At 48.5% G+C, this 24,864-nt stretch carries 19 protein-coding genes; 16 read left to right on the top strand and 3 right to left on the bottom strand.

Features of this window, described 5'->3' with window-relative positions; translation table 11 throughout:
* The first annotated feature begins 45 nt into the window (after positions 1–45).
* The 16 genes from HYQ67_RS07030 to HYQ67_RS06955 all read left to right on the top strand — a co-directional run bounded on the left by HYQ67_RS07030 (position 46) and on the right by HYQ67_RS06955 (position 20,281).
* Positions 46–594 (top strand): fimbrial protein, encoded by a 549-nt coding sequence (locus HYQ67_RS07030; protein WP_202302748.1) that lies wholly within the window; start codon positions 46–48, stop codon positions 592–594.
* A 94-nt stretch (positions 595–688) separates the two neighbouring features.
* Positions 689–1,462 (top strand): fimbria/pilus periplasmic chaperone, encoded by a 774-nt coding sequence (locus tag HYQ67_RS07025; protein ID WP_202302746.1) that lies wholly within the window; start codon positions 689–691, stop codon positions 1,460–1,462.
* A gap of 82 nt (positions 1,463–1,544) precedes the next feature.
* Entirely contained in the window at positions 1,545–4,154 is a 2,610-nt protein-coding gene (locus HYQ67_RS07020) for a fimbria/pilus outer membrane usher protein (protein ID WP_431355431.1), read from the top strand.
* Positions 4,142–4,738 (top strand): fimbrial protein, encoded by a 597-nt coding sequence (locus HYQ67_RS07015; protein ID WP_237391131.1) that lies wholly within the window; start codon positions 4,142–4,144, stop codon positions 4,736–4,738. Before HYQ67_RS07020 ends, HYQ67_RS07015 begins: the two co-directional genes overlap by 13 nt.
* A gap of 117 nt (positions 4,739–4,855) precedes the next feature.
* The gene (gene tssB / locus HYQ67_RS07010) at positions 4,856–5,398 is read left to right on the top strand and encodes a type VI secretion system contractile sheath small subunit (RefSeq protein WP_202302744.1); all 543 of its coding nucleotides are present in this window, start codon (positions 4,856–4,858) and stop codon (positions 5,396–5,398) included.
* A gap of 16 nt (positions 5,399–5,414) precedes the next feature.
* Positions 5,415–6,920: a type VI secretion system contractile sheath large subunit gene (gene tssC / locus HYQ67_RS07005; RefSeq protein ID WP_202302742.1), complete on the top strand. Its 1,506-nt coding sequence runs from the start codon at positions 5,415–5,417 to the stop codon at positions 6,918–6,920.
* Between the two features lie 180 nt (positions 6,921–7,100).
* Positions 7,101–7,586: an Hcp family type VI secretion system effector gene (locus HYQ67_RS07000; RefSeq protein WP_202302740.1), complete on the top strand. Its 486-nt coding sequence runs from the start codon at positions 7,101–7,103 to the stop codon at positions 7,584–7,586.
* Positions 7,587–7,731: 145 nt separating this feature from the next.
* On the top strand, positions 7,732–8,268 hold the full coding sequence (gene tssJ / locus HYQ67_RS06995; protein WP_202302738.1) for a type VI secretion system lipoprotein TssJ: 537 nt from the start codon (positions 7,732–7,734) through the stop codon (positions 8,266–8,268).
* A 3-nt stretch (positions 8,269–8,271) separates the two neighbouring features.
* Positions 8,272–9,618, top strand: coding sequence for a type VI secretion system baseplate subunit TssK (tssK, locus tag HYQ67_RS06990; protein WP_202302736.1), 1,347 nt, complete (start codon positions 8,272–8,274; stop codon positions 9,616–9,618).
* 68 nt (positions 9,619–9,686) lie between these two features.
* On the top strand, positions 9,687–10,973 hold the full coding sequence (tssL, locus tag HYQ67_RS06985) for a type VI secretion system protein TssL, long form (protein ID WP_202302836.1): 1,287 nt from the start codon (positions 9,687–9,689) through the stop codon (positions 10,971–10,973).
* An 11-nt stretch (positions 10,974–10,984) separates the two neighbouring features.
* Positions 10,985–14,791: a type VI secretion system membrane subunit TssM gene (gene tssM, locus HYQ67_RS06980; RefSeq protein WP_202302734.1), complete on the top strand. Its 3,807-nt coding sequence runs from the start codon at positions 10,985–10,987 to the stop codon at positions 14,789–14,791.
* 138 nt (positions 14,792–14,929) lie between these two features.
* Complete coding sequence (locus HYQ67_RS06975) at positions 14,930–18,079, top strand: type VI secretion system Vgr family protein (RefSeq protein ID WP_202302835.1); 3,150 nt, start codon at positions 14,930–14,932, stop codon at positions 18,077–18,079.
* A 64-nt stretch (positions 18,080–18,143) separates the two neighbouring features.
* Positions 18,144–18,401: a PAAR domain-containing protein gene (locus HYQ67_RS06970; RefSeq protein ID WP_202302732.1), complete on the top strand. Its 258-nt coding sequence runs from the start codon at positions 18,144–18,146 to the stop codon at positions 18,399–18,401.
* Between the two features lie 3 nt (positions 18,402–18,404).
* The gene (locus tag HYQ67_RS06965; protein WP_202302730.1) at positions 18,405–18,959 is read left to right on the top strand and encodes a TagK domain-containing protein; all 555 of its coding nucleotides are present in this window, start codon (positions 18,405–18,407) and stop codon (positions 18,957–18,959) included.
* Between the two features lie 20 nt (positions 18,960–18,979).
* Positions 18,980–19,777: a type VI secretion system accessory protein TagJ gene (locus HYQ67_RS06960; RefSeq protein WP_202302728.1), complete on the top strand. Its 798-nt coding sequence runs from the start codon at positions 18,980–18,982 to the stop codon at positions 19,775–19,777.
* A 9-nt stretch (positions 19,778–19,786) separates the two neighbouring features.
* Positions 19,787–20,281 (top strand): type VI secretion system baseplate subunit TssE, encoded by a 495-nt coding sequence (locus HYQ67_RS06955; RefSeq protein WP_202302726.1) that lies wholly within the window; start codon positions 19,787–19,789, stop codon positions 20,279–20,281.
* Positions 20,282–20,358: 77 nt separating this feature from the next.
* Here the strand turns inward: HYQ67_RS06955 and poxB are convergent, their stop codons facing one another.
* The 3 genes from poxB to hcp form a co-directional block, all read right to left on the bottom strand.
* A complete protein-coding gene (poxB, locus tag HYQ67_RS06950; RefSeq protein WP_202302724.1) occupies positions 20,359–22,080 on the bottom strand; it encodes a ubiquinone-dependent pyruvate dehydrogenase in 1,722 nt (573 codons plus the stop codon).
* A 102-nt stretch (positions 22,081–22,182) separates the two neighbouring features.
* A complete protein-coding gene (hcr, locus tag HYQ67_RS06945; RefSeq protein ID WP_202302722.1) occupies positions 22,183–23,151 on the bottom strand; it encodes an NADH oxidoreductase in 969 nt (322 codons plus the stop codon).
* 9 nt (positions 23,152–23,160) lie between these two features.
* Positions 23,161–24,813 (bottom strand): hydroxylamine reductase, encoded by a 1,653-nt coding sequence (gene hcp / locus HYQ67_RS06940; protein WP_202302720.1) that lies wholly within the window; start codon positions 24,811–24,813, stop codon positions 23,161–23,163.
* Positions 24,814–24,864: the final 51 nt, after the last annotated feature.

Raw genomic sequence — 24,864 nt, 5'->3', positions numbered from 1 at the left:
AAACTGTTTGATACAGTTAAAATATAATTTAAAGGACTATGTGAAATGAAAAAGTTAAATACTTACATGAGTGCGCTTGCTCTTTGCCTCGCATCAACATCTGCTTTTGCCGCTTTGTCTGATGGCCAAGGTATTGTTACCTTCAACGGTGAACTCACTGATGATACTTGTGTTGTTGCTGATGATTCTAAAGATATTCAGGTTACCTTACCTAAAATATCTACCAAATCACTGGCAACAGCGGGTAGCCAGGCTGGCTCTACGCTTTTCGATATTAATGTCACTGATTGCCCGACGACTATCACTAAGGTAGCAGCCCACTTCGAAGCGATTGATGCAACTAAGTTTAACGCAGTTACAGGGAACCTGATTAACCAGGACGTCTCAGCAAACACTGCAGGAAAGACCGTTGAAGTTCGTTTATACGATGCGGATGGTACCTTCCTCTCTGTAGGTAAAACTGGTAAGTCATTTGATGTGGATTCAACCACTAACAAAGCAAAACTGACGTATGTTGGTGGTTATTATGCGACTGCTCCAACTTCACCAGGTACTGTTAAAGCTGTAGTTCAGTACACCCTGGCGTATCCATAATCTGGTACAGATTATTATTAATTAATAAGTAACTTTATTTTGCTGCATGCTGGAAAATTTTTCGGCATGCAGCATTCATTAATGCGGTGGGGTTATGTTATTTAAGAAACGTTATTTAGTATTAGCATTATGCATTTTTTCAAATGCTTGCCTGGCTGCAATGACAATCACAGGAACCAGGATTATTTTTCCGGGCTCTGAAAAAGAGGTCAGTGTCAGGACTAATAACCGAGGTAAAACGCCCCCTCTTGTTCAGGTATGGGTGGATGATGGTAATACAAAAGCCGATATAAATAATATGAAAGTACCTTTTTTAGTGACGCCGCCGGTTTACCGTGTGGAACCTGGAAAGGGACAAATGGTTCGCCTTCTCTACAATGGGATGCCACTTCCCCAGGACAGAGAATCTGTCTTTTGGTTTAACATGCTGGAAATACCGCCGGTGGATAAATCAGAAAGTGCGACGCCGAACAAGCTGGAACTGGCTTTTCGTACCCGAATTAAGATTTTTTATCGTCCATCAACATTAAACAGTAGCGGCACGGCTGAAGTTGCCAAACTACAATTTAGTCCTATTAGCGACCCCAATAAGGGAAATGGTTTTAGGATTGTGAATCCTACTCAATATTACATGTCCTTCGATAGCGTAACAGTAAAGTCAGCAGGTAAGTCTTATACGCTGGACACGAGTATGTTAGCCCCATTAACGACAAATGATATTTTTGCTAAACCTATATTACCCTCCTCTGCAGCTGTGCAGAGTATAAATCTAAAGATAATTAATGACTACGGCGCTGTAAGTGAAAAAGTCTTTGCAAGGAAAGGGAATAGCGGTTTCTCGCTTATTTCTGGCGAAGATAAAAATTAGATCTGGTTACATCACTTCGTCTTCGGAGTGTAGATCAGGAAGATCATATATGTAGAGGATTACAAAATTGAATCATTCTGAAATGGAGAAAAAACAGCAAGAAACTGGAAAAAGCCTGGCAACTTTAACCATTAAGTCTGCAGCGCGTCTTTCGGTTGCTGTATTTTATTCAATAATAATGGTTCATCCAGTGTGGGCGACTCAAGAACCTGGGCATGAGTCAGAAGAAAATAGTGATATTGATAGTACGGAAGTTGAGTATAACTCAAGCTTTATTCATGGCGCGGGAATAGATGTTTCTCGCTATGTTAAGGGAAATCCAGTCACGCCTGGTACTCACTCAGTTTATGTCATCGTCAATGGCGAAAACTATGGGCGTCATGATGTTCCTTTCACTGCTGTAGCCGGAGAAGTTAGCGCCAAACCTGTATTTACTCTTAAGGAGCTTTATTCTTACGGTATCCAGTTATATGGACCAGATAAAAAGCAACCTACTGTTACTTCAGCAAACAGCACTGAGCAGCGAACAACACTCGATAGTTTGATTCCGGATAGTAAGGTTTCCTATAACGAAGGTGAATTCGAACTTAATCTCGATGTCCCGCAGGTCAATCTTGTAAAACACCCGCGAGGATATATTGATCCCGCACGTTTTGATTCGGGTGTCACCGCTGGCTTTATTGATTATAACGCTAACATGTATCGCTACAGCAGCGACGACGAACAGGAGAATTTCAGCACCAACCTGGGCATGATGCTTGGCATGAATTTAGGAGACTGGCGTCTTCGCAAGCGTATGAATACAAGCTGGGACCAGCACAGCGGCTCTGGTACACAGAATTTATATACTTATGCTCAGACGGATATTACGCCGTTAAAAAGCCAGTTGACGCTTGGCGACTCTGTCACTTCAGGCGACCTGTTTGACAGTTTTAATTTGCGTGGGGCACAGCTTCAGTCTGATGACCGTATGCTACCGGAAGGATTGCGCAATTATGTCCCGGTATTAAGAGGGGTTGCAGAAACAAACGCCAAAGTCACCGTCATGCAACATGGGCAAAAGGTGTATGAAACTATTGTTCCCCCCGGTGAGTTTGAACTGAATGACATCGGTGCGATGGGTTACGGTGGTGATTTGCAGCTTATTGTCACCGAGGCTGATGGTCGTCAACGTATCCAAAGCGTTCCATTTTCTGCACCACCGATGTTACTCCATGAGGGGGTAACCCGTATCAATGCTTCTGTTGGTGAGCTGAATGACGATTCCATTCAAGGGTCGCCAAAAATCATACAAAGCGTCCTTCAGTATGGGCTTAAAAACAATTATACCCTGTACGGCGGTGGACAGGCTGGTGAGCATTATTTAGCCATCGCGATTGGTAACGCAATTAACACTATGATCGGCGGTTTTTCGCTGGATCTTACCCATGCAAAAAGCGAATTGCGTAATAACAAGGACTCTTCAGGGAATAGCTTCAATATCGGCTATACAAAATATGTCCAGCAGACAAGCACTAACATGACGCTTGCAGCATACCGCTATTCTTCCAGAGGATTTTATAGTTTCCGTGATGCAAGTATTACTCGCTATGGCAGCAAGGGTGAGGAGGGGGCTGATTACCGCACTAAGCAACGTTTGACAGCCAGTGCCTCACAGAGTCTCTGGAACAATAGCTCCTTGTCCCTCTCAGCCAGCTTGTATAACTACTGGGACGACAGAAAGCCAACCAAGCAATATTCGATATCTTATAATAACTCGAACCGCTATTTTTCCTACTCGCTCATGGTGATGAGGACTGATAGTGGTCAGGGAGAACACGATAATAGTGTAACGCTTTCGGTGAATATCCCGATTGGTAGCAGCTACACACAAAAGCCACTGTTCAGCTCGCTGTACGGTTCGGTCTCTCATGATAAAAATAACAACAATTTCATGATGAATGCGAATGGTTCACAGGGAGAACAAAATGAGCTTAATTATGGTATTGGCTCATCGCTTTCAGGTGAGAGCGCCGGTAGCACGCAAGAATTTATCAATGGCAATATGAACTACCGCTCACGTTACGGACAGTTTGGTGTGACGGCTTCGGCGAATAATCTTTCGGCCAGACAAATTTCGTTAGCTGCCAGCGGTAGCGTAGTCGCACATAGTGGCGGTCTGACCCTGGGGCCTGAACTGGGAGATAATCCCTTCGCTATTGTTGATGCCCAGGGGGCAGATGGTGCGAAGGTGCTCAATGGGTTCGGTGCTTATATTGATGGCAATGGCTATGCTATTTCACCATCATTATCTCCATACCGCGAAAACAGCATAGCCATTGACTCAAAAGGTTTACCAGACACTGTTGATATCCTTGATGGCGAGCAGATTGTTGTACCGCGAGCAGGTTCAGCAATTGCTGTGAAGATGCAAACGCTTGTAGGCAAGCCGATGGTGATTGTTGTTCGCGATCAAAATAATGAGTTACTGCCAATAGGAACGGAAGTGGTAGATGAGACAGGAGAAAGCCAAAGTATTATTGGTCAGGGCGGGATGGCATTTATTCGCGGATGGGATCCTGAGCACCGGTCTATGTTTGCTAAGTTTTCTGAAAATTTGCGCTGCAGAATTATTCCTGATCCGTTGGATGCCTCGAGTTCTTCGGCCGTAGGGAACTCCGTTGTACAGAGGAAGATGATATGTCGACGCTAAAAAAATATTTCACGATGAGTGAACGTATTTACAAAATGAATATCTGCTGTTTGCTGTGGCTAACGCTGTCTTCACCTGGTTGGGCTCAATCCTGCACGGACAGTAGCTGTAAGATACAAGTGGATTTTAAGGGAACTTATGTTGAAGAAACCTGTGAAATCAGCATTAATGGGTTATCGAATAATGAAAAGGTGCAACTTCCTACATTATCTTCCAACTTGCTGCAAACGGATGGCAACGAAGTTGGGGACACACCCTTCAATATTTCGCTAAAAAATTGTCCGATTAACAGAACTGTGGCATTGCGCTTCGTCAGCGGCGCGTCTGTTGCCGATAGCAATACTGGTAACCTGATCAACACATCAGGGGATGATTATAGTAAGCAAGTACAGGTCAGAATCCGAAATAGTTCCAGAGCACAAATGATCATTGATGGTGTGGGTAGCGAGCAGGACTATACTATCTCTTCAACAGGAGAGGATGTAACTCATAGTTATTCGGCAAGCTACTATGCGAATGGCAGTTTTTCTGTAACGCCTGGCTTAATACAAGCGACGGCAAATATTGATTTGATATATAAATGATTTCCTAAAAGTAGTTGTCCGGCCTATCTTTTGTTGATTAATGAAGTGACTTGCTAATACTGTAGTACCGTGTGCTAAACACGGGGTACATGTTATATAGAATGAAAAGGACCATTCATGAACGTTAATAGTAGTAATAAAGGTAGTTCTCAGAAGTTTATTGCGCGAAATCGCGCGCCTCGAGTTCAAATCGAATATGATGTGGAAATATATGGAAGCGAGAAAAAAGTCGAGCTGCCATTTATTATGGGTGTACTTGCCGATCTGTCCGGTAAAGCGCTAGAACCTCTGCCACCAGTTGCGGACAGAAAGTTCCTCAATATTGATATTGATAATTTTGACGAACGTATGAAAGCCATGGCTCCACGTGTTGCTTTTTCTGTACCAAATACATTAACTGGCGAAGGCCAGTTAATGGTTGATATCACCTTCGAGAGCATGAACGATTTTTCACCTGACGCTATAGCGACGAAAGTTGATTCTTTATCACAACTGCTGGACGCCCGTACACAGCTTGCAAACCTGCAAACGTATATGGATGGCAAAGCGGGAGCAGAAGAGTTAGTCATGAATCTTCTGCAGGATAAAGCATTGCTTAAAACCTTAGCATCCGCACCAAAATCAAAACAGCAGGCTGCTGAAGCCGCGAGTGAAGATTAATCAGGAAGAAAAGATCATGTCTACTGCTCAAACACCAATTAACAAACAAACTTCAGCTAAAGAGGCTACATCTTATAGCGATTTTAATACTCTGTTAAATAAAGAGTTTAAATCGAAGACCGATGAAACCAAATCTGCGGTTGAAAATGCAGTCAAAACACTCGCAGAACAGGCGCTTGCAAATACGGTAATTGTTTCTGAAGACGCGTACAAAAGTATCGCCTCAATCATTGCAGAAATCGATCACAAACTGACTGAACAAATTAATTTGATTTTGCATCACAAAGAGTTTCAGTCATTGGAAAGTGCATGGCGTGGCCTGAATTATCTGGTCTACAACACCGAAACTGATGAAAAACTCAAGCTGCGTTTTATGGACATTTCCAAGGATGAGCTGCGCCGCAACATGAAGCGCTATAAAGGTATTGCCTGGGATCAAAGTCCGTTGTTTAAAAAGGTATACGAGGAAGAGTATGGTCAGCTTGGTGGTGAGCCTTATGGTTGCCTGGTCGCTGACTACTTCTTCGATCATACTGCTCCTGATGTTGATTTACTGTCATCCATCGGTAAGGTTGCTGCATCGGCTCACGTGCCATTCATCACCGGCGCTGCGCCTTCAGTTTTACAGATGGATTCATGGCATGAACTGTCAAATCCACGCGATCTGACCAAGATTTTCACTCAGAATCTGGAATATGCGGCATGGAACTCATTGCGTCAGTCTGAGGATTCCCGCTATATCGGCCTTGCTATGCCACGCTTCTTGTCACGTCTCCCATACGGTATTCGCACTAATCCGGTGGATGCATTTGATTTTGAAGAAACAACTGATGGCGCGGATCACAGTAAGTACGTCTGGTCGAATGCGGCCTATGCAATGGCGGTAAATATCAACCGTTCATTCAAAGAGTACGGCTGGTGTACGCTGATTCGCGGTGTTGAAAGTGGGGGCGTAGTGGAAGGCCTGCCATGTCATACCTTCCCGACTGATGACGGCGGTATCGATATGAAATGCCCAACCGAAATTGCTATTTCTGACCGTCGCGAAGCTGAGCTGGCAAAAAGTGGCTTTATTCCGCTTATCCATCGTAAGAATACGGACTACGCTGCATTTATTGGTGCGCAATCTCTGCAAAAGCCTGCGGAATATTATGATGCAGATGCAACGGCAAATGCTAACTTGTCGGCTCGCCTGCCGTACCTGTTCGCTTGCTCCCGTTTTGCTCATTACCTGAAATGTATCGTACGTGACAAGATTGGTTCCTTCAAAGAACGTGATGAGATGCAGCGTTGGTTGAATGACTGGGTTATGAACTATGTTGATGGTGACCCAGCTAACTCAACTATCGAAACTAAAGCTCGTCGTCCACTGGCTGCGGCAGAAGTTGTGGTAGAGGAAGTTGAAGATAACCCAGGTTACTACCAGGCTAAATTCTTCCTGCGTCCACATTTCCAGCTGGAAGGTTTGACTGTTTCTTTGCGTATGGTTGCTAAATTGCCTTCGCTTAAAGATGTTGCGTAATTAAATATATATACACACACATAAGATTTATCCCGCAGAAATTAATGAAAAATAATTTCTGCTGTGGAGCTGTTTTTGTAATGCAAGTCGTTATGAAAGGGAAAGAATGAAACGTTGGCATTTGCCACGTGAATTCTTGTTTCAAATTTTTATATTATAATAAGTGCCGAAGAGGATTTTATGGCTCAAGATATGTTTATTAAAATTGATGGCATCGACGGTGAGTCTTTAGATGCTACTCATAAAAATGAAATTCAAGTATTATCCTGGAAATGGGATGTTTCCCAGCATTCAAACATGCACAGTGGTTCCGGTGGTGGTTCTGGTCGCGCAAGTGTTGAAGATTTTTGCTTCGTACACTATACCGATAAAGCAAGTCCAAATCTCCTCAATTACTGTCTGACAGGTAAGCATATCAAGAATATTGCTTTTGTCGTTCGTAAGGCTGGTGGTGATCCGCTGGAATACTTAACCATCAAATTTACTGATGTTATCATTACAAAAGTCCATATGGCTGGTTCTCTTGAAGATGAAACTCGCCCTCGCGAAGAAGTTCGTTTCTCATTCACTAAAATGACGCAAGATTATGTCATGCAGAATGCGGAAGGTCATAAGTCTGGTGTTATTTCTGCCAGCTATGATGTTAAGGCGAACCTGCACGGTTAATTAACTGTGATAATTTTAAATCTGCTATTTTCCAAAATAGCAGATTTAGTCTTGCTAAACTTTATCGCACAATTTGTTACTGCCACCAGTGTGACAAATAGTGGATAAAGTTTATGTGACCTGTGGAAGTAAGACGAGTTTAATCATGTTGACTATGAGTAACTGCACGCGAGTCCTGAGAAATAAAATTGCTAACGCGATTTTGTGTTTTTGTTGTTGTTACCTCGTTGCTTGTAGTTCTGCTGATAAAAACATTGACCAAATGAATGTTTCCCTGGTCATGACATCTTCTTTATCAACAAATCCTGATATCAAAAAGCAAGCTGCACCTGTGAGCGTAAGCGTTTATCAGCTTAAATCCGTAGATGCATTTCAGAATAGCGACTATTTCTCCCTGGTAGAGGGACATGATACATTTTTAGCGAACGAATTAACTAAGATAGATAAGATTATGCTCAGGCCTGGCGAATCAAGAAAGCTTGAGATCCATGCTGATGCTGATGTTATCGCACTTGGTTTTGTTGCTGCATATCGCGACCTGGAACATGCCGATTGGCAAAAAATTTATTATTTAAAGAAAGAAGACCAGCGACCCTGGTATAAAAAAATCTTCTCGAAAAAACAAACAATACTACACGTGCGTTTTGATCAACTCACAATTTCAATGAATGAAATGGAATAAACCGTGAGAACAAATAAGGTTATCTGGAGCGAAGGATTGTTCCTGCGCCCACAGCTTTTTCAACAGCAAGAACGTTATCTGGAATATTACGCTCACAAACGAGCTGCTACCATCACCCCTTTTTTCTGGGGTTTTGCGCAATATGAAATAGACCAGGAAGCGCTGTCATACGGAAAACTGGTACTACGCTCTGGTAAAGGGGTACTGCCTGACGGTACGCCTTTTGATATACCGGGGCACGCACAGCTACCAGAGCCACTGACAATTACGCCTGAGCATCTTGGTAAAATCATCGTTCTGGCGGTTCCTTTACGCTTCGATAATAGTGATGAAACCATTTTCGATGAGTTTGCTACTAGCTCACTTGCTCGCTTCCACGCCATTGAAACCGAACTCAATGACACAAATGCCATCAGGCAAGGACCGAAGCCAGTCCAGCTCGCGAGTTTACGTTTAAAGCTCATGCTGGAAAGTGAGATGACGGAATCATGGATTGGTTTGTCATTGACCCAGGTAAAAGCTATTCAGCCCGACGGCAGCGTACTACTCCATCAGGATGATTATATCCCACCGGTTACCGGCTATGCAGCGAGTACATTGCTAAGCGAGTGGCTGACTCACCTTAATGGTCTGGTCAAAATGCGGGCAGGAATGCTGGCATCGCGCTTATCCAACAGTGATGGTAAAGCAAGCGCCAGTGCAGAAATTGTTGATTATTTGCTTTTGCAAATTTTCAATAAATACGAACCGATACTGGATCACCTGCGTAATGTCCCTGAGCTGCCGCCAATCATGCTTTATCAGGAGCTTGCGAAATTAGCCGGTGAGCTTTCCACATTTGTGCGAACGCAAACTCGACGACCAAAGCCTGCACCAGGCTATGATCATGCCAATCTGTATGCCTCAATTCGACCTTTGGTCGATGAAGTGCATGAGCTTCTGAACCAGATTCTGGTGAGAGCAGGTCAGGTTATTCCATTGATCAATAAGGGCAATGGCGTCTGGTCAGCGATGGCTCTTCCACATGAGCTACGTTCTTTCTCCAGCATCGTATTGTCTGTTCATGCGCAAATTCCCCTGGATATGCTGCAACAGCAGTTCCAGTCGCAGGTCAAAATCAGCGCTCCACAGCAGTTGCGTGAACTGGTTCGTTCGCACCTGCCGGGGCTTATTTTGCAAAGCCTGCCGGTGCCGCCAAGACAAATTCCTTACAGCGCTGGTCACGTCTATTTTGACCTGCAAAAGAGCGGTCCTTTCTGGGAATCCATTTCGACAACGGGAGCCATCGCTCTCCACGTTGCGGGTGACTTCCCGGCGTTACGAATGGAGTTGTGGGGGATTAGGGATTGACAGCCGAACATGACTTAAGCCTTGGCACATCCCCCGAGGATGACGAAGAGAGCTTACAAGCGTTAGGGATGTTTTTAAAGGATGATCAGGAGTTCCAGACTTTGGCTCCTGATTCAACAGTTGACCCCTCAGGCGAAGGCCAAAAGATTTCGGCCCGTAAAGATCTCAATGATGCGCTGCTAAAAGGGGAAAGCGTTCAGCAAAGAATACAGAAGGTGAATGCTTCCTCCACGCCTCTGCTTGAGGCGGTACAGCCTCTGCTGCGAGCGCTCAGCGAAATGCCGGAAGAGATGGCCAACAACGAACAAGCTGAAGTTTTGAAGAGGACGTTTAAAAATGAAATTAACATTTTTAGCGTGGTATGCGACGAAACTGAGATCTCGTGGAAAAAAATGGCCATCGTTCGTTACTGTATTTGTACTGCTCTGGATGAAGCAGCGCATACAACGCCCTGGGGTATTGCTGTGGGGTGGTCACAAAGTAACTTGCTGAACCATTTTGAAGGGGATAACGACGGGGGGAATAAATTTTTCCTGCTGGTCGGTCGCCTCTCTATGCATCCCCATGACTACGCAGATGTTTTAGATGTTCTGTTGCGTATCCTGGGGCTGGGGTTCGAAGGGCGTTATAGCGTAATCGAAGAAGGGGAGCGCCAGCTTACCAAGATTCGTCAGCGTTTGTTAACGCTACTGCAAAGCACCAGAGAAAGGGTTCCAAACGAACTTTCGCCGCACGGTACAGTCGTCAGAACTGGCATTAAAAGACGTGGTTTCCGATTACCTGTGCGTGTGTCACTGGTTGTCGGAGCGTTTTTAATCGCCAGTACCTTTATCTGGTGCAAATACCATCTGTTGGCAACGGAGTTTTCCGTGCAGGAACGGCTTGTTGCTCTTCAGAATCTCAAAGCAGTTAAACCACTTAAACCTATGCGATTGCGCCTGGCCGTGCTTTTAAAAGCAGAAATTGAAAAGCAGTTGGTTACCGTGGATGAAACGCAAAGCGAGAGCAAAGTTGTCTTTAAAAGTGACTCTATGTTCTCTACTGGCTCAGCAACAGTGCAGCCGGCAAGTATTGCGATCCTCAAACGCGTGGCTAATGAAATCGAGCGAGTGAAAGGGCAAGTTGTGATTGTTGGTCATACCGATTCGATACCTGTGCATAAAGCAGATATCCCTGATAACCAGGTCTTATCAGAAAAGCGTGCGCATGATGTTGCACAAATTCTGATAGCCGAAGGGGTACCTGAGAAGAATATCAAAATTCAGGGAAAAGGGGACCGGCAACCTGTTGCTGACAACAGCGATTCAAAAGGTCGAGCGTTGAATCGTCGCGTAGAAATTTTTGTGACTTATTAATGAGTGCCGCCATGTTCTATTTGAATAGACTTTTTTCCAATCGATCTTTAAATACGCTACTGGGTATCGCGCTATTTATTATCGTAGCTGCAATTATTTGGTACCTTGCTCCATTTATGGGGTTCGGTAAAACACGACCGTTCGCGACGATTGAACCTCGTATTATTTTTATATTGATTGCTTTCATTTGGCTTGGTCGCATTTGGCTACCCATTCCTTATTTCCTGCTAGTGGCGATCACAAGCTGCGCGCTTGTTTGGGTGCTGGGTCCATTTATTCTGGCAGGGGAGGCTTACCCCCTTGCCAGTGCGGTGAATCGCTTTATTGTTATAGCTATTATTGCATTCATTACGCTGGTTTATGGAGCCTGGTTGCTGATACTGGCCCTCTCTGCAAATCCGGCCCTGCTTGCCAACTTGATGAAATTTCGTCGAGTGGAGCCACAGGATAAAAAAGATACCTCTGAAGTAGCTGCAGTCATTCGTAACGCAGCAAAACTGATTAATAAAATGCACGATTCCTGGACCTGGTGGCAAAAATTATTTTGGGTCAGGAGCTGGCGCGACGAACTGCCGTGGTACATGGTGCTGGGTTCGGAGAACTCAGGCAAAACTTCGCTGATTGCCTCTTCAGGGCAGGACTTTCCTTTACCGGAACAGCTAAGCCGTATCAGTGCGCAGACACAACCGACAAAAAATTGTGAATGTTGGTTTGCCAACGACGCATTATTCATCGACACCTCGGGAAAATATGTCACCAAATCAGAAAGCTGGTCAACAGAATGGGAGGGGATTTTAACCGCCATAGAGAAATACAGGCCAATAAAAGCCATTAATGGTGTGATCCTTGCTCTCTCTGCTGCTGAACTCATGGATAATACGAAAGCTGAGCTGCTTGAACTTGCTGTGGATATCCGTGGCCGCCTGGGTGAAATCAGAACGCAATTAGGCGTCCGTTTTCCAGTTTATGTTGTGGTGACAAAGCTGGATCGTCTGGCAGGCTTCGAAGAATATTTCCGCAGCTTAACTGCTGAAGGGCGTGAGCAGATCTGGGGCGTAACATTTCCCTATGGAGGCAAAGAAACAGCCTCGGTTGATGGACTGCACCAGAAACTCGGCAGCGAGTTAAGACTGCTGGAGAGTCGTATTGAAAGCGACATGAATTATCGTCAGCAGGAAGAGTACGCTATCGCCGATCGTAAAAAGATGTACGCGCTACCGCAAGATTTCCGCACACTCTCTGAAGGCGTGTCGGAAGTGCTGCAAAACATCTTTTTTGCCTCACGCTATGATGAAACCCAGTTCTACACGTCTTTACGTGGTGTCTATTTTTCGAGCAGTTGTCAGCGTGAAGAAGGAAAACTGCAAACGGGTACAACGCTTATCCAGCGCTGGCGTAAATTTATCTTCAATAACGATGCACCGAAAGGCACTCCAGCGTCAAATCTGGATGAGACAGAAAAACTCATTTCTGATGTAGGTCATGGGCGTAATTATTTCCTGAAAAATTTGTTCTCGGAAATTATTGTGAAGGATGCAGAACTGCTGAGCTATAACCAGTCAACTGTATCGCAATATCGGTTGCGTAACTTTTTAGGCCATTGTGCTTGTCTATTCCTGACGGTCTGGTTACTGAATGCATTTTTGACAAGCTATCAAAATAACAACCGCTATCTGGCTGGCGTTAAGGACAATCTCGTTGCTCTGGAGCGTAATGTAACGACCTTCGTAAAAACGGCTAATGAAAACTTGCTTCCTGTATTACTTAGCAAAAGCCAGAGCTTGCCCGATTTTGATGGACTTAATATTGCCGACCCTGGGCTGCACTACCGCTATGGTTTATATACAGGCAAGGCCGTTGCGGAACATGCGAACGGGTTGTATCAGTACTTTCTCCGTCGCGCGCTTTTCCCAAAAGTTGAGCAGCAGGCGGCGTTATCTTTACAGCAGGCGCTGAATGCCGGTGACAAAATGGGCGTATACGATGCGCTGAAGCTCTACCTGATGTTAACGGGTGAAGGCAAGTTCTTGCAGAGCTACGTCGTTAATAATGTGGCAGAGCAGTGGGAAGTGACGGGGAAAATACAACCTTATGAGGACCGCGCCATTTTTGTCGCGCATCTGAATAACTTGTTTAGCCAGCCCGACTGGCGTCAAAACGGTACGCCTGCTGACCCAACCCTGATACGTCAGGCGCGTTCGCTGCTGAATCAAAGTTCTACAACCGAGCGTATCTATACTCGTATCAAAGGAATGATGGAAGATGAGGCTCCCGAAAATATCACGCTGAATAAACTTACCGGCGATGACGGGATGCAAATTTTCACCATGGCAGATGAGAACCTGGCTGTTGCAGGTATCCCCGGCTTGTTTACCTGGGCGGGTTACCATGATGTTTTTAAAAAAAAAGTTCTCTATTACGTGACCAAACTGTGGGATGAAGATCACTGGGTCATGGGAGACCGCCTGACAAATACGTCAAATCCAGTCTCCGTGAAGTTTGATGTATTGTCACTCTACCTGAAAGAATATCGCGGCTACTGGCTGCGATTTCTTGCAGGTATTCGTCTTATCTCGCCAGGGAATGCTGAGGATATCAATGAGCCGGAATTAACCGGTGATGTCTATTTATTGCGGACCCTGGCTTCACCTGCCTCACCGCTTGTTATCATGGCCAGGGAAATTGTAAAGCAAACCACCTTAACTGCTCAGGATAAAGCGGCGTTGGATCAGTTGAGAATGGTTAACACCAGCAGGACACTGAACAACGTTCAGAGAGCGAATACTTTACTGGATTTTCATGAGAAAAAAATAATCGCCAAAGGTGTCGACAACTATTTTTCAGCTCTACGCGCCTTTGTCAGTGGCAGCACTGACCCGAAATCGCTGGAAGGGCAGAACACTTCCGGTTTGCAGATGAACAAAGTCATGGGGATGCTGAACGACCTCTACACGTTAACGGTGATTTCCAGTAGTGCATTAAACGAGGGCGATAACCCAGGCATCACGAATTATGGTCGCAAGCTTGCCGTTGAATCACAAACCTGGCCCGACCCTTTCAGGAAAGTTATCGAGCCGCTTGTCACCGGTACGGATGAAAAAATCGAACGCCGTGTGATAGCAAACAGCCAGCAAACGATAGACAGCTCGATCGGTGAAATCTGTCGCAAAACGCTGCAGGGGCGCTATCCATTTGCAGACAGAGAAAAGGAGGCCAGCTTAAAAGATGTTGAGCACTTCTTTGCGAAGGGGGGCGTTGTCGATGATTATTTTGAAAAGAATCTTGCTGATAAAGTGGATACATCATCATCGCCGTGGCGCTACAAAGGGAGTTCCAGCAGTGCGGGGTTAGACATATTTGAACGTGCCAGCGAGATCAGAGATGCCCTCTTCCAGGATGCGGATGGGAAAAAATTATCTCTGAACTTGTCTCTTTCAATTCCTTATCTATCACCTGCCATTACACAGTTATCGATGAATATAGAGGGCGTTCCCTTTAAATATTCTCATGGTCCAGTGAGTTTATTATCCTTTACCTGGCCGGGTAGTCGGCAGGGGATTACGTTGTCATCGATGCCGCGTGTCGCCGCTACGAATGAAAGTAATTCTTTGAGTAATCCATATGTTTTAAATGGGCCATGGGCCCTTTTCCGCTGGTTGGAACAGGCCGAGTATGTATCCCGGCCTTCGAATGGTAGTAAGATTTTCACCTTTAATTTAGATAAACGACGTGTGGATATTGAAATAGCTGGACTTACCGATGGTAATACTTCTGGTATTCAGTTGTTACGGCATTTTCAATGCACAGAGGGAAGATAATATGAATATTTCATCAACAATAAGGAGTGTTACCTGATGCTTTACGATGAGCGAGATATTTTTTTGCCAGACAGTCTAACATTTAACTAAACATCAGGTGTGACCATGTCGCGTACTATAAAATTAACCAGCCCGGCGATGCCTGCCTTACTAGGCGAGCCAGCTCTGGTTTTATGTAAGCTGGAGGGAGAGGAGTCTTTTTCCTCTCAGTATACTTACACCCTTACAGTGAAAACGCCTGCGAACCCGAACATCCCATGGCAGGCGGCTTCGAATGTTGACCTGAAGGCCTTAATTGGCAAGGAAATGACCGTTGAGATTGAACTCGATGGAAATGGTCTGGATAACGATATTGGCATTGGGAAAGGAACCCGTGAAATATCCGGTCTGGTTCAGCGTGCTCGTTATATTGGTAGAGATGCCAATCAGGGCATGTTTGAAATTATACTCAGGCCGTGGCTTTATCTTACCGAGCTAACATCTGATTTTAAAATATTCCAGCAAAAAAACGTTGTCGATATCATCGACGAAGTGCTTGGGGAATATAATTTCATTTATGAAAAGCGTCTTGCCGCGAGTTATCCGCTGTTAGATTTCCAGGTGCAGTATGGTGAAACAGACTTTAACTTCATTCAGCGCTTAATGGAAGAGTGGGGGATATACTGGTTCTTTGAACATGACGATCATAAGCATAAATTGATTCTGGTGGATCATGTAGGTGCTCACAAACGTTATTTCAGTGAGGCCTATCATGTTATTCATTATCAGTCAGATAATCCAAAAGCGGGTGAAGAGTACATTAGTCAGTTCCAGACTCAGGAAACCATTGCCACAGGCAGATGGGTGACTAACGATTACGACTTCCAGAAGTCGCGAGCGGATATCCTGGCCATAGACAGTAAACCGCGAAAAACCAGTTTCAATGAAATGGAAATGTATCATTGGCCTGGTGACTACGAGCAGCCATCCATCGGTGAACAGCTGGCCAGAATACGTGCAGAAGAGCGTGGTGCTCTGGGGTCACGAGCTGAAGGCTGGGGAGAGCTCCGAGGCATAGTCTGCGGCTGTAATTTCGAATTAGTCGGTTTTCCCGTAGACAAAGCTAATCGTGAATACATGATTATATCCAGCCGTCTGCACATTGAGGAAATTGATCAGGTCAGCGGGAGGGATGAATTCAAATATTTCTCTCACTTTACCGTGCAGCCGACAACGAAAATCTATCGTCAACCTCTGTTAACCCCCAAACCAAAAACCAGCGGGCCGCAAACAGCGATCATCGTCGGGCCGGCAGGGGAAGATATTTGGACCGATGAATATGGCCGAGTGAAAGTCCGTTTTGTATGGGATCGCTACGGACAAAACTACGAATCGGACTCTTGCTGGTTACGAGTAAGCCAGTCATGGGCTGGTAATAACTTTGGTGGGATTTATATTCCTCGAGTGGGTCATGAGGTGATCGTTGACTTTATCAATGGCGATCCGGACCGCCCGCTAATCATTGGTAGTCTTTATAATAACGTCACCATGCCGCCCTGGGATTTGCCGGTCAACCGCACGCAAAGCGGGATGATCAGCCGTACTGTGGGGGGAGGAAGAACTAACTTTAACGGTATACGTTTTGAAGATAAGCCAGGCCAGGAGCAATACTGGGAACAGGCCGAACGTAATATGGAGCGTCTGACCAAGCATGACGAAAAACAAGACATCGGGAATAACTCGACGCTTTTCGTTGGGGTTGATAAAGACGTTACCGTCGGAAGTAACTATAAAAAGCAAATCGGTTCCAATTACACCCAAATAATAGGTGTAGATTACAAAAAGGACGTTGGATCAAACTACACGAAGCATGTAGGTGACAATTACATTAAAAAAATTGGTACAAAATATACCAAGGTTGTCGGCACTGATTACGCTACCGACGTTCAGTCTAACTATACCCGCGTTATCGGTGGCTATTCATCAACGCAGGTTGGACTTTTTCGTTCGACTCTCGTTGGGGCGGCCAACACGCTTACCGTTGGGGCCGTGAACAGCGTCACGGTGGGAGGGGTCCATCAGGTAGCCGTCGGCGGGGCTGCAACTACGGTTGCGGGGGGCGCAATTTCATCTGCTGCGGGCGGTGCAATTGCAATGGCTGCTGGTGGGGCTATCACCGCCGTGGCAGGAGGGGCAATTTCGGCAGCAGCAGGTGGCGCAATTGCCATGGCCGCAGGCGGGGCGATTTCTTTGTCCGCGGGCGGAGAGTTAATCATTGCGGCAAGCTCAATAAAAATTATAGGCTCCGGTAAAGTTGTTATCCAGGGTGGGCAGGTCCAGCTTAACCCTGGCGACGGTGGTGGTGGCGGTGCCGGAGGTGGTGCTGGCGGAGGTATGATGTTTGCTGCTGCCGTCAGCAGTATCGGGTTGGATGCACTGGCCTGTCCGGAAATTTCGCCGCTGGTCTGCGGGATAATCGAACTCCCATTGCCTCTGCCTCCATTGCCTATTATACCTCCGGAGCCAGAACCAACGGATACGCCTACGGTTTCACCTTCGTTCACACCGACTGTGTCGCCGACCGTGACACCGACATGGACGCCAACGATCACGCCGACCGTGACACCGACATGGACGCCAACGATCACACCGACCGTGACACCGACATGGACGCCAACGATCACACCGACCGTGACGCCGACTGTGACGCCAACGATCACACCGACCGTGACGCCGACCGTAACGCCAACGATCACACCGACTGTGACGCCAACGATCACACCGACCGTGACGCCGACCGTAACGCCAACGATCACACCGACTGTGACGCCAACCATCACGCCGACCGAAACGCCGACCGAAACGCCAACGGAGACGCCGACGGAGACGCCAACCGAGACGCCGACCGAGACGCCAACGGAAACGCCGACGGAAACGCCAACGGAGACGCCGACCGAGACGCCAACGGAGACGCCAACGGAGACGCCAACGGAGACGCCAACCGAGACGCCAACCGAGACGCCAACGGAAACACCGACGGAGACGCCGACCGAAACGCCGACGGAGACGCCAACGGAGACGCCAACGGAGACGCCAACGGAAACGCCAACGGAAACGCCGACGGAGACGCCAACGGAGACGCCGACGGAGACGCCGACGGAAACGCCAACGGAGACGCCGACCGAAACGCCAACGGAGACGCCGACGGAGACGCCAACGGAGACGCCAACGGAGACGCCGACCGAGACACCGACGGAGACGCCAACGGAAACGCCGACGGAGACACCGACGCGCACATTCCCGCCGTGATAGATCGGATACTTTTCCAGGGGGAGTTTCTCCCCCTCATTACCACTGTTAAAGGAGTAGCAAAATGCAAAATGCAGGCAGGCTGGGTGACCCAATTAGTCACGGAGGTTCGATTACCAGCGGATCTGGCAATGTCACCATTAATAACATACCGGCAGCGATGGTTAGCAGTGCGGCCAGCTGCTCAATCCATGGCGGCAGCTCGGTGGCATCGGGTTCAGGGACTGTGTTTATCAACAACAACCCAGCCGCGCGCGTGGGTGACACCACGGGCTGTGGTGCATCAATTTCGAGTGGTTCAGGGGATGTCCTGATAGGATAAATCATGCGACTGAGCGATGAGCAGCAAGATATAAGGGATCTTTTGCTTGAAGATCTGTTCGGCGAGTCCGCAAGTCAGGAGGATTTTTCCGTACCCGAAGTCGAGGAGGTGCTCAGCTACGCCGGGCACCATCTCACCGGTATGTCTGATACAGAGAATGCCTTCGCAGAAGAAATAAAAGAGAGCGATCTCTTAAAAGATTTGGCACAGGAGTACAAAAATTTTCTTGTCTGGGGGGAGCAGTACCGTACTTTTTATGCAAAGCAAAACGACCAGCAGCTAAATTTCGCCTCTGAAGATCGATATTTCGATGAGATACGGGAGAGCATGAAGCAAAAAACGCTGACCGAGTGCATTCTGGAAAGTACTGCCCTGATTGACAAGGCGTGTGCAGAGATTGAACTCATGCACCATATTGATGAAGAACTTTTCGAAGAACAACAGCTTGATATTTTACGTGCCTTAGCGCCTGAAAATTATGTCTCCCAGGAGAAAGAGAGAATTCCTGCTCTGTTGCTTCAGGAGTTTTATAAGCCAGGGATTGACACATTACTGTAGGTTTACATAAAGGAACTATGATGTTTGATATTACTTCGTTGAACGACATTTTAAAAAGTAAGACGCTATCTGTACTACAGGAAGAAGTTCTACAGGCTTTGAAGCTGGCGCCCGGTGAAACGATGACTCGGGAACTGCTTTTTAAGCTCTACTCAATTGACGGTAATTGGGAAAGCGCTCTAAACCAGCTCGAAATTATCTCAAAATTGGATAGTGAATATAAAAAGCGCACCGAGTTGTATAAAAATCTGGTGATGAGTGAATTAATGCGTGAGAAGGTGCTAAAAGGAGAGTTGAAGGCGGGATCGCTTGATGCACAGTTACCTGAGTGGATCGAAACATTATACCAGGCCAATATGGCGTTAACGCAAGGCGATATTGAGAAATCAGAGAATCTCCGCATTGAGGCATTTGAAGAGGCACCAGAGAGTGCTGGCGAAAGTGATACCAGCGGCGCGTTTAGCTGGATTGCCGATAGCGATGGGCGTCTGGGACCAGTATGTGAGTTTATCTGCGCAGGCGGTTATCGTTGGGTTCCGTTCTCATCCATCCAGTCGTTAACTATGAATAAACCAGATAACTTACTGGACTTGTTATGGGCTCCGGCAACGCTTCAGGTTAACGATCAAACTTATTCCGGCTATATCCCTGCGCGTTATCCATTATCTGATGATGCACCGCAAGAGATTAAACTGGGGCACAAAACGGAATGGGAACAGATATCAGATTCTTTGTATATCGGCGCAGGAAGAAAGGTATGGTTAACTGATAAAGATGAACATTCCATCCTTGAGGTAAATAGCCTCACCTTATTCTAAGGCGAGATAATGAATGGTACAAAACAGCAGTTTTTACCCACATTATTCGATCGTTTGCTGGATGACGAACCGAAAAATCAGAAAGAAGCTGCGGATAAGTATTTTTTTTCATCCCGGGAGATGAGGAAAATAGTGCAAAGGGACATTATCGCGATTCTTAATAACTCTAACATTGAGGCCCAGTTACATCAGGCCAGACATCAGCAAGTGATGGAGTCGGTGTTAAATTATGGGATCGCGACAATGCCGGGTACTTATGTTGATGCGGGGAACTGGGCTGGAATAGAGAAAGTGATACGTAATGCCATTGTCCGCTTTGAACCTAGAGTGATCCCCGAGTCGCTCGTGGTTCGTCCGCTACGCGGTAAAGAGGCACCTTCCAGGTATGGCACAATCTTATTCGAAATCAGAGGGCTTATCTGGTGGAGCCCCGCTCCAGTCGATCTCTGTTTTAGCGGGGCATACGACTCGGAAATGGAGCAAGTGTCGTTATCTGCTGACTGAAATATCCTTTCTCACCGTCCGCCGACATTATCGCTAAGCCCCCTGATGAACGAACATCAAGGGGGCTTAAGAACGGGTTAACGGAACCAGTTCGTTTTTGCCAGTTCAATGACTTCATCACCCCGTCCGCTGATGATGGCGCGCAGCATATAAAGGCTGAAGCCTTTGGCCTGTTCCAGCTTGATCTGCGGCGGGATCGCCAGTTCATCTTTGGCAACCACAACATCCACCAGCACCGGGCCGTCAATGCTGAAGGCGCGCTGTAAGGCGTTATCCAGCTCGGCCGGATCTTCAACCCTGATGCCGGTGATGCCGCAGGCGTTGGCGATATTCGCGAAGTTGGTGCTGTGCAGATCGGTACCGTCCGTCAGATAGCCACCGGCCTTCATTTCCATCGCCACAAAGCCCAGCACGCTGTTGTTAAAGACGACGATTTTGATCGGCAGCTTCATCTGCACCACGGAAAGAAAATCACCCATCAGCATGCTGAATCCGCCATCGCCGCACATGGCGACTACCTGGCGGTCCGGCGCGGTGGCTTTCGCCCCAAGCGCCTGCGGCATCGCGTTCGCCATGGAGCCGTGGGTAAAGGAGCCGAGCAAACGACGCCTGCCGTTCATTTTCAGATAGCGCGCGGCCCAGACGGTCGGCGTGCCCACGTCGCAGGTGAAAATCGCGTCCTCATCGGCGTACTTGCTGATTTGCTGGGCAACGTACTGGGGATGAATAAGTTTGCCATCGCCGGGTTTGGCCAGCTCGTCCAGCCCTTCGCGCGCTTCACGATAGTTATCCAGCGCCTTATCAAGGAAGCTGCGGTCGGTTTTCTCTTCCAGCAGCGGGAGGAGGGCCGCAAGCGTGGCTTTAATATCGCCAACCAGCGCCATATCCACCTTGCTGTGCGCCCCGATGCTGCCGGGGTTGATATCAATCTGAATAATTTTCGCATCCGTTGGGTAGAAGGCGCGATACGGGAACTGGGTGCCGAGCAGGATCAGCGTGTCGGCGTTCATCATGGTGTGGAAACCGGAGGAGAAGCCGATCAGCCCGGTCATGCCGACATCATAAGGATTGTCATACTCGACGTGCTCTTTGCCGCGCAGGGCGTGAACGATCGGCGCTTTGAGCGTGGCGGCAAACTGGATTAACTCTTCGTGCGCGCCCGCGCAGCCGCTGCCGCACATCAGCGCAATATTGTCGTTATAGCGTAAGAGCTGGGCGAGCTTTTGCAGCTCCTGATGGGCAGGCACGGTCACCGGCTGCGGTGCCGGATACCAGTGGGTGCTGGCGGTTTCAGGGGCGGGTTTTAACGCCACATCGCCCGGAATAACCACTACGGAAACGCCACGGTTGAGCACGGCTTTACGCATGGCAATGGCCAGCACCTGCGGGATCTGTTCCGGGGATGACACCAGCTCGCAATAATGGCTGCACTCACGGAAAAGCTCTTCGGGATGTGTCTCCTGGAAATAGCCGCTGCCGATTTCGCTGGAGGGAATATGGGCCGCAATAGCCAGCACCGGCACGCGGTTGCGGTGGCAGTCGAAAAGGCCGTTGATTAAGTGCAGGTTGCCCGGGCCGCATGATCCGGCGCAGACCGCCAGTTCGCCCGTAATATGGGCTTCTGCGCCTGCGGCAAAAGCAGCAACTTCTTCATGACGCGTCGGCATCCATTCAATGGTGCCCATCTTGTTAAGGCTGTCGCTGATGCCGTTGAGGGAATCCCCGGTGACGCCCCAGATGCGTTTCACACCTGCGCTTTCTAGTGTTTTTGTCAAATAGGTGGCTACGTTCTGTTTCATCGTTTCTCCTTGTCACGATTCAGTTACCGTTAACAAGCTTAGTCAATGAAAAGGAGGTGACCGTGCAGAAAGTGCCACCCGTGACGGGTGGCATGATGAAGATCAGGCGAGGACTAAATCACTTTGTGGATGACAGGAGCAGGCCAGAACGTAGCCGCTGGCGATTTCGGCTTCGGTGAGCGTCATGGTACTGCTGACCGTGTAATCGCCGGATTCGACCCTGGTTTTGCAGCTGCCGCATACGCCCGCGCGGCAGGCGGCATTGACCGGCACGCTGTTGCTTTCCAGCGCGGCCAGCAGCGTGGTGCCAGCCGGAGCGTAGAACTCACGCATCGGTTTAAGGGTGGTAAATTTCAGACCACTCTCAGCGGAGGCGGCCACGGGAGTGAAGAATTTCTCCTGATAAAACGCAGTTACGCCAAGCGCCTTCACCTCTTTTTCAACCAGATCCATATAAGGCGCCGGGCCGCAGGTCATGACCGTGCGGGAGGCGATATCGGGAACGGCGGCAAGAAGTTCACGCGTTAAGCGTCCGGCGATGAAGCCGTGTGCCGCATTATTTTCGGCCACCAGGGTAACCGGATAGTGACGCCACTCGTCGGCAAAGATAACGTCCTCCGGGGAGCGCACGTTATAAATCACCTGCACGTCCGCCTGCGGGCGATGTTTTGCCAGCCAGCGGCGCATCGACATAACCGGCGTCACGCCACAGCCTGCGGCCATCAGCAGATAGCGGTCGGTGGTTAGCGGCTCGCAGGTGAACTCCCCCTGGCCCTCCGACAGCCATAAGTAATCACCCACTTTCACTTCCTGAGTCAGCCAGCCTGAGCCTGCACCCCCTTCGATTCGGCGTACGGTCAGCGTCACAAACGGGCTGAGGCCCGGCGTCGAGGAAAGGGTATATGCGCGCAGCGTCTCGTCGCTGTTGCGGATACTCACCAGCGCGTATTGCCCGGCTTTGTAGGGATAGACGTCGTGATTGATTAACGACAGCGTCCAGACGTCCGGCGTTTCCTGATGAATGTGATGCACCTGCATGCGGTACGGGCACAGCGGCGTAGGCATAGTCATGGCGGCTCCTTATGCGCTCATCAGCTCTTTGATGTCCTGCTCAACGGTGGTGATGGCGCGCAGGCCAAACTTCTCGTTGAGCACCGCCAGCAGGTTTGGCGTCAGGAAGCCCGGCGCGGTCGGCCCGGTGACGATGTTGGTGACGCCCAGCGACAGCAGGGTCAGCAGAATAACAATCGCCTTTTGTTCGAACCAGGAGAGCACCAGGCTCAGCGGCAGGTCGTTAACGCCGCAGCCGAGCTTCTCTGCGAGGGTGACCGCCAGAATAATCGCCGAGTAGGCATCGTTACACTGGCCCGCATCCACCAGGCGCGGCAGCCCTTCAATGTCGCCGAAGTCGAGCTTATTGAAGCGGTATTTGCCGCAGGCAAGGGTCAGGATCAGGCAGTCTTTCGGCACGCTGGTGGCAAAATCAGTGAAGTAGCTGCGCTCGCCGCGTTCGCCGTCGCAGCCGCCAACCAGGAAGATGTGGCGCAGCTTTTCGCGGCTGACTAAATCAATCAGCGTGTCGGCAGCACCCAGCAGCGTCTGGCGGCCAAAGCCGACGGTGATCAGATGTTCAATTTCGCTGTACGGGAAGCCCGCCATCTGCTGCGCCTGGGCAATCACCGGGGCGAAATCGTCCCCTTCGAGATGGCTGACGCCCGGCCAGCCGACGATGCTGCGCGTCCAGATACGGTCGGTGTATGAACCCACTTCAGGATTGATTATGCAGTTAGAGGTCATCACCACCGGACCCGGGAAGCGGGCAAACTCGCTCTGCTGGTTCTGCCAGCCGCTGCCGTAGTTGCCGACCAGATGTTTGAACTTACGCAGTTCCGGATAGCCGTGAGCAGGCAGCATCTCACCGTGGGTAAAGACGTTGACGCCGGTGCCTTCGGTTTGTTCGAGAAGGTTGTAGAGATCTTTAAGATCGTGGCCTGAGATCAGAATGCATTTGCCCGCAACGGGGCGAACATTCACCTGGGACGGGGTTGGGTGGCCGTATTTACTGGTTTCGCCGAGATCCAGAATGCTCATCACCCTGAAGTTCATCTGGCCAATTTCCATTGAGCAGTCGAGCAGCGCGCCCATGTCCGCAGGCCAGGTGCCGAGCCACGCCATGATTTTGTGGTACTGGCCGTAGATATCGTTGTCATACTGGCCCAGCACGTGGGCGTGTTCCATATAGGCCGCCGCGCCTTTCAGGCCGTACAGGCACAGCAGGCGCAGGCCAAGAATGTCTTCGCCGATTTCCGCTTTATCGCGGTTCGGCGCAAAGTCTGCCGCCTGGCGCTGGAGCTCGCCCAAATCGCTGCTGACCAGCTGCAGATCCGCCATCGGATTGTCGACCACAGCGTCCGGCTTAACGGCCAGCGTGCGCGCCTTGAGGCTACCACGCAGCGCAATGGCCTCGCGTGCATAGCCCACAATACGTGGAGAATCGAAGTTGACGTTTGTCAGGGTTGAGAAAAATGCGCGAGGGGCAAAGCTGTCAACCTCATGATCAACGATGCCCGCGTCTCGTGCGGCAACGGCCCAGGCCGACAACCCTTGCAGAGCGGCAATCAGCAGGTCCTGCAGGTCTGACGTTTCGGCAGTTTTGCCACACATCCCCTGAGCGTAAGCGCAGCCGTTACCCGCCGGGGTGCGGATAGTTTGTTCACATTGCACACAAAACATGATCGTACCTTTTGAAGTTATATTTAAAATGCATGTTTAAGGTTATGCCTC

Source organism: Dryocola clanedunensis subsp. sulfonylureivorans (genome assembly GCF_016756775.1).
In the GTDB taxonomy this organism is placed as follows: domain Bacteria; phylum Pseudomonadota; class Gammaproteobacteria; order Enterobacterales; family Enterobacteriaceae; genus Dryocola; species Dryocola clanedunensis.
Note: the sequence above shows the minus strand (reverse complement) of the source record. Positions and strands in the feature narration are given on the sequence as shown.

Coding starts and splice junctions, on each gene's coding strand:
- HYQ67_RS07030 (WP_202302748.1), top strand. CDS start 46: ATGAAAAAGTTAAATACTTACATGAGTGCGCTTGCTCTTTGCCTCGCA.
- HYQ67_RS07025 (WP_202302746.1), top strand. CDS start 689: ATGTTATTTAAGAAACGTTATTTAGTATTAGCATTATGCATTTTTTCA.
- HYQ67_RS07020 (WP_431355431.1), top strand. CDS start 1,545: ATGGAGAAAAAACAGCAAGAAACTGGAAAAAGCCTGGCAACTTTAACC.
- HYQ67_RS07015 (WP_237391131.1), top strand. CDS start 4,142: ATGTCGACGCTAAAAAAATATTTCACGATGAGTGAACGTATTTACAAA.
- tssB (WP_202302744.1), top strand. CDS start 4,856: ATGAACGTTAATAGTAGTAATAAAGGTAGTTCTCAGAAGTTTATTGCG.
- tssC (WP_202302742.1), top strand. CDS start 5,415: ATGTCTACTGCTCAAACACCAATTAACAAACAAACTTCAGCTAAAGAG.
- HYQ67_RS07000 (WP_202302740.1), top strand. CDS start 7,101: ATGGCTCAAGATATGTTTATTAAAATTGATGGCATCGACGGTGAGTCT.
- tssJ (WP_202302738.1), top strand. CDS start 7,732: ATGTTGACTATGAGTAACTGCACGCGAGTCCTGAGAAATAAAATTGCT.
- tssL (WP_202302836.1), top strand. CDS start 9,687: ATGTTTTTAAAGGATGATCAGGAGTTCCAGACTTTGGCTCCTGATTCA.
- tssM (WP_202302734.1), top strand. CDS start 10,985: ATGTTCTATTTGAATAGACTTTTTTCCAATCGATCTTTAAATACGCTA.
- HYQ67_RS06975 (WP_202302835.1), top strand. CDS start 14,930: ATGCCTGCCTTACTAGGCGAGCCAGCTCTGGTTTTATGTAAGCTGGAG.
- HYQ67_RS06970 (WP_202302732.1), top strand. CDS start 18,144: ATGCAAAATGCAGGCAGGCTGGGTGACCCAATTAGTCACGGAGGTTCG.
- HYQ67_RS06965 (WP_202302730.1), top strand. CDS start 18,405: ATGCGACTGAGCGATGAGCAGCAAGATATAAGGGATCTTTTGCTTGAA.
- HYQ67_RS06960 (WP_202302728.1), top strand. CDS start 18,980: ATGTTTGATATTACTTCGTTGAACGACATTTTAAAAAGTAAGACGCTA.
- HYQ67_RS06955 (WP_202302726.1), top strand. CDS start 19,787: ATGAATGGTACAAAACAGCAGTTTTTACCCACATTATTCGATCGTTTG.
- poxB (WP_202302724.1), bottom strand. CDS start 22,080: ATGAAACAGAACGTAGCCACCTATTTGACAAAAACACTAGAAAGCGCA.
- hcr (WP_202302722.1), bottom strand. CDS start 23,151: ATGACTATGCCTACGCCGCTGTGCCCGTACCGCATGCAGGTGCATCAC.
- hcp (WP_202302720.1), bottom strand. CDS start 24,813: ATGTTTTGTGTGCAATGTGAACAAACTATCCGCACCCCGGCGGGTAAC.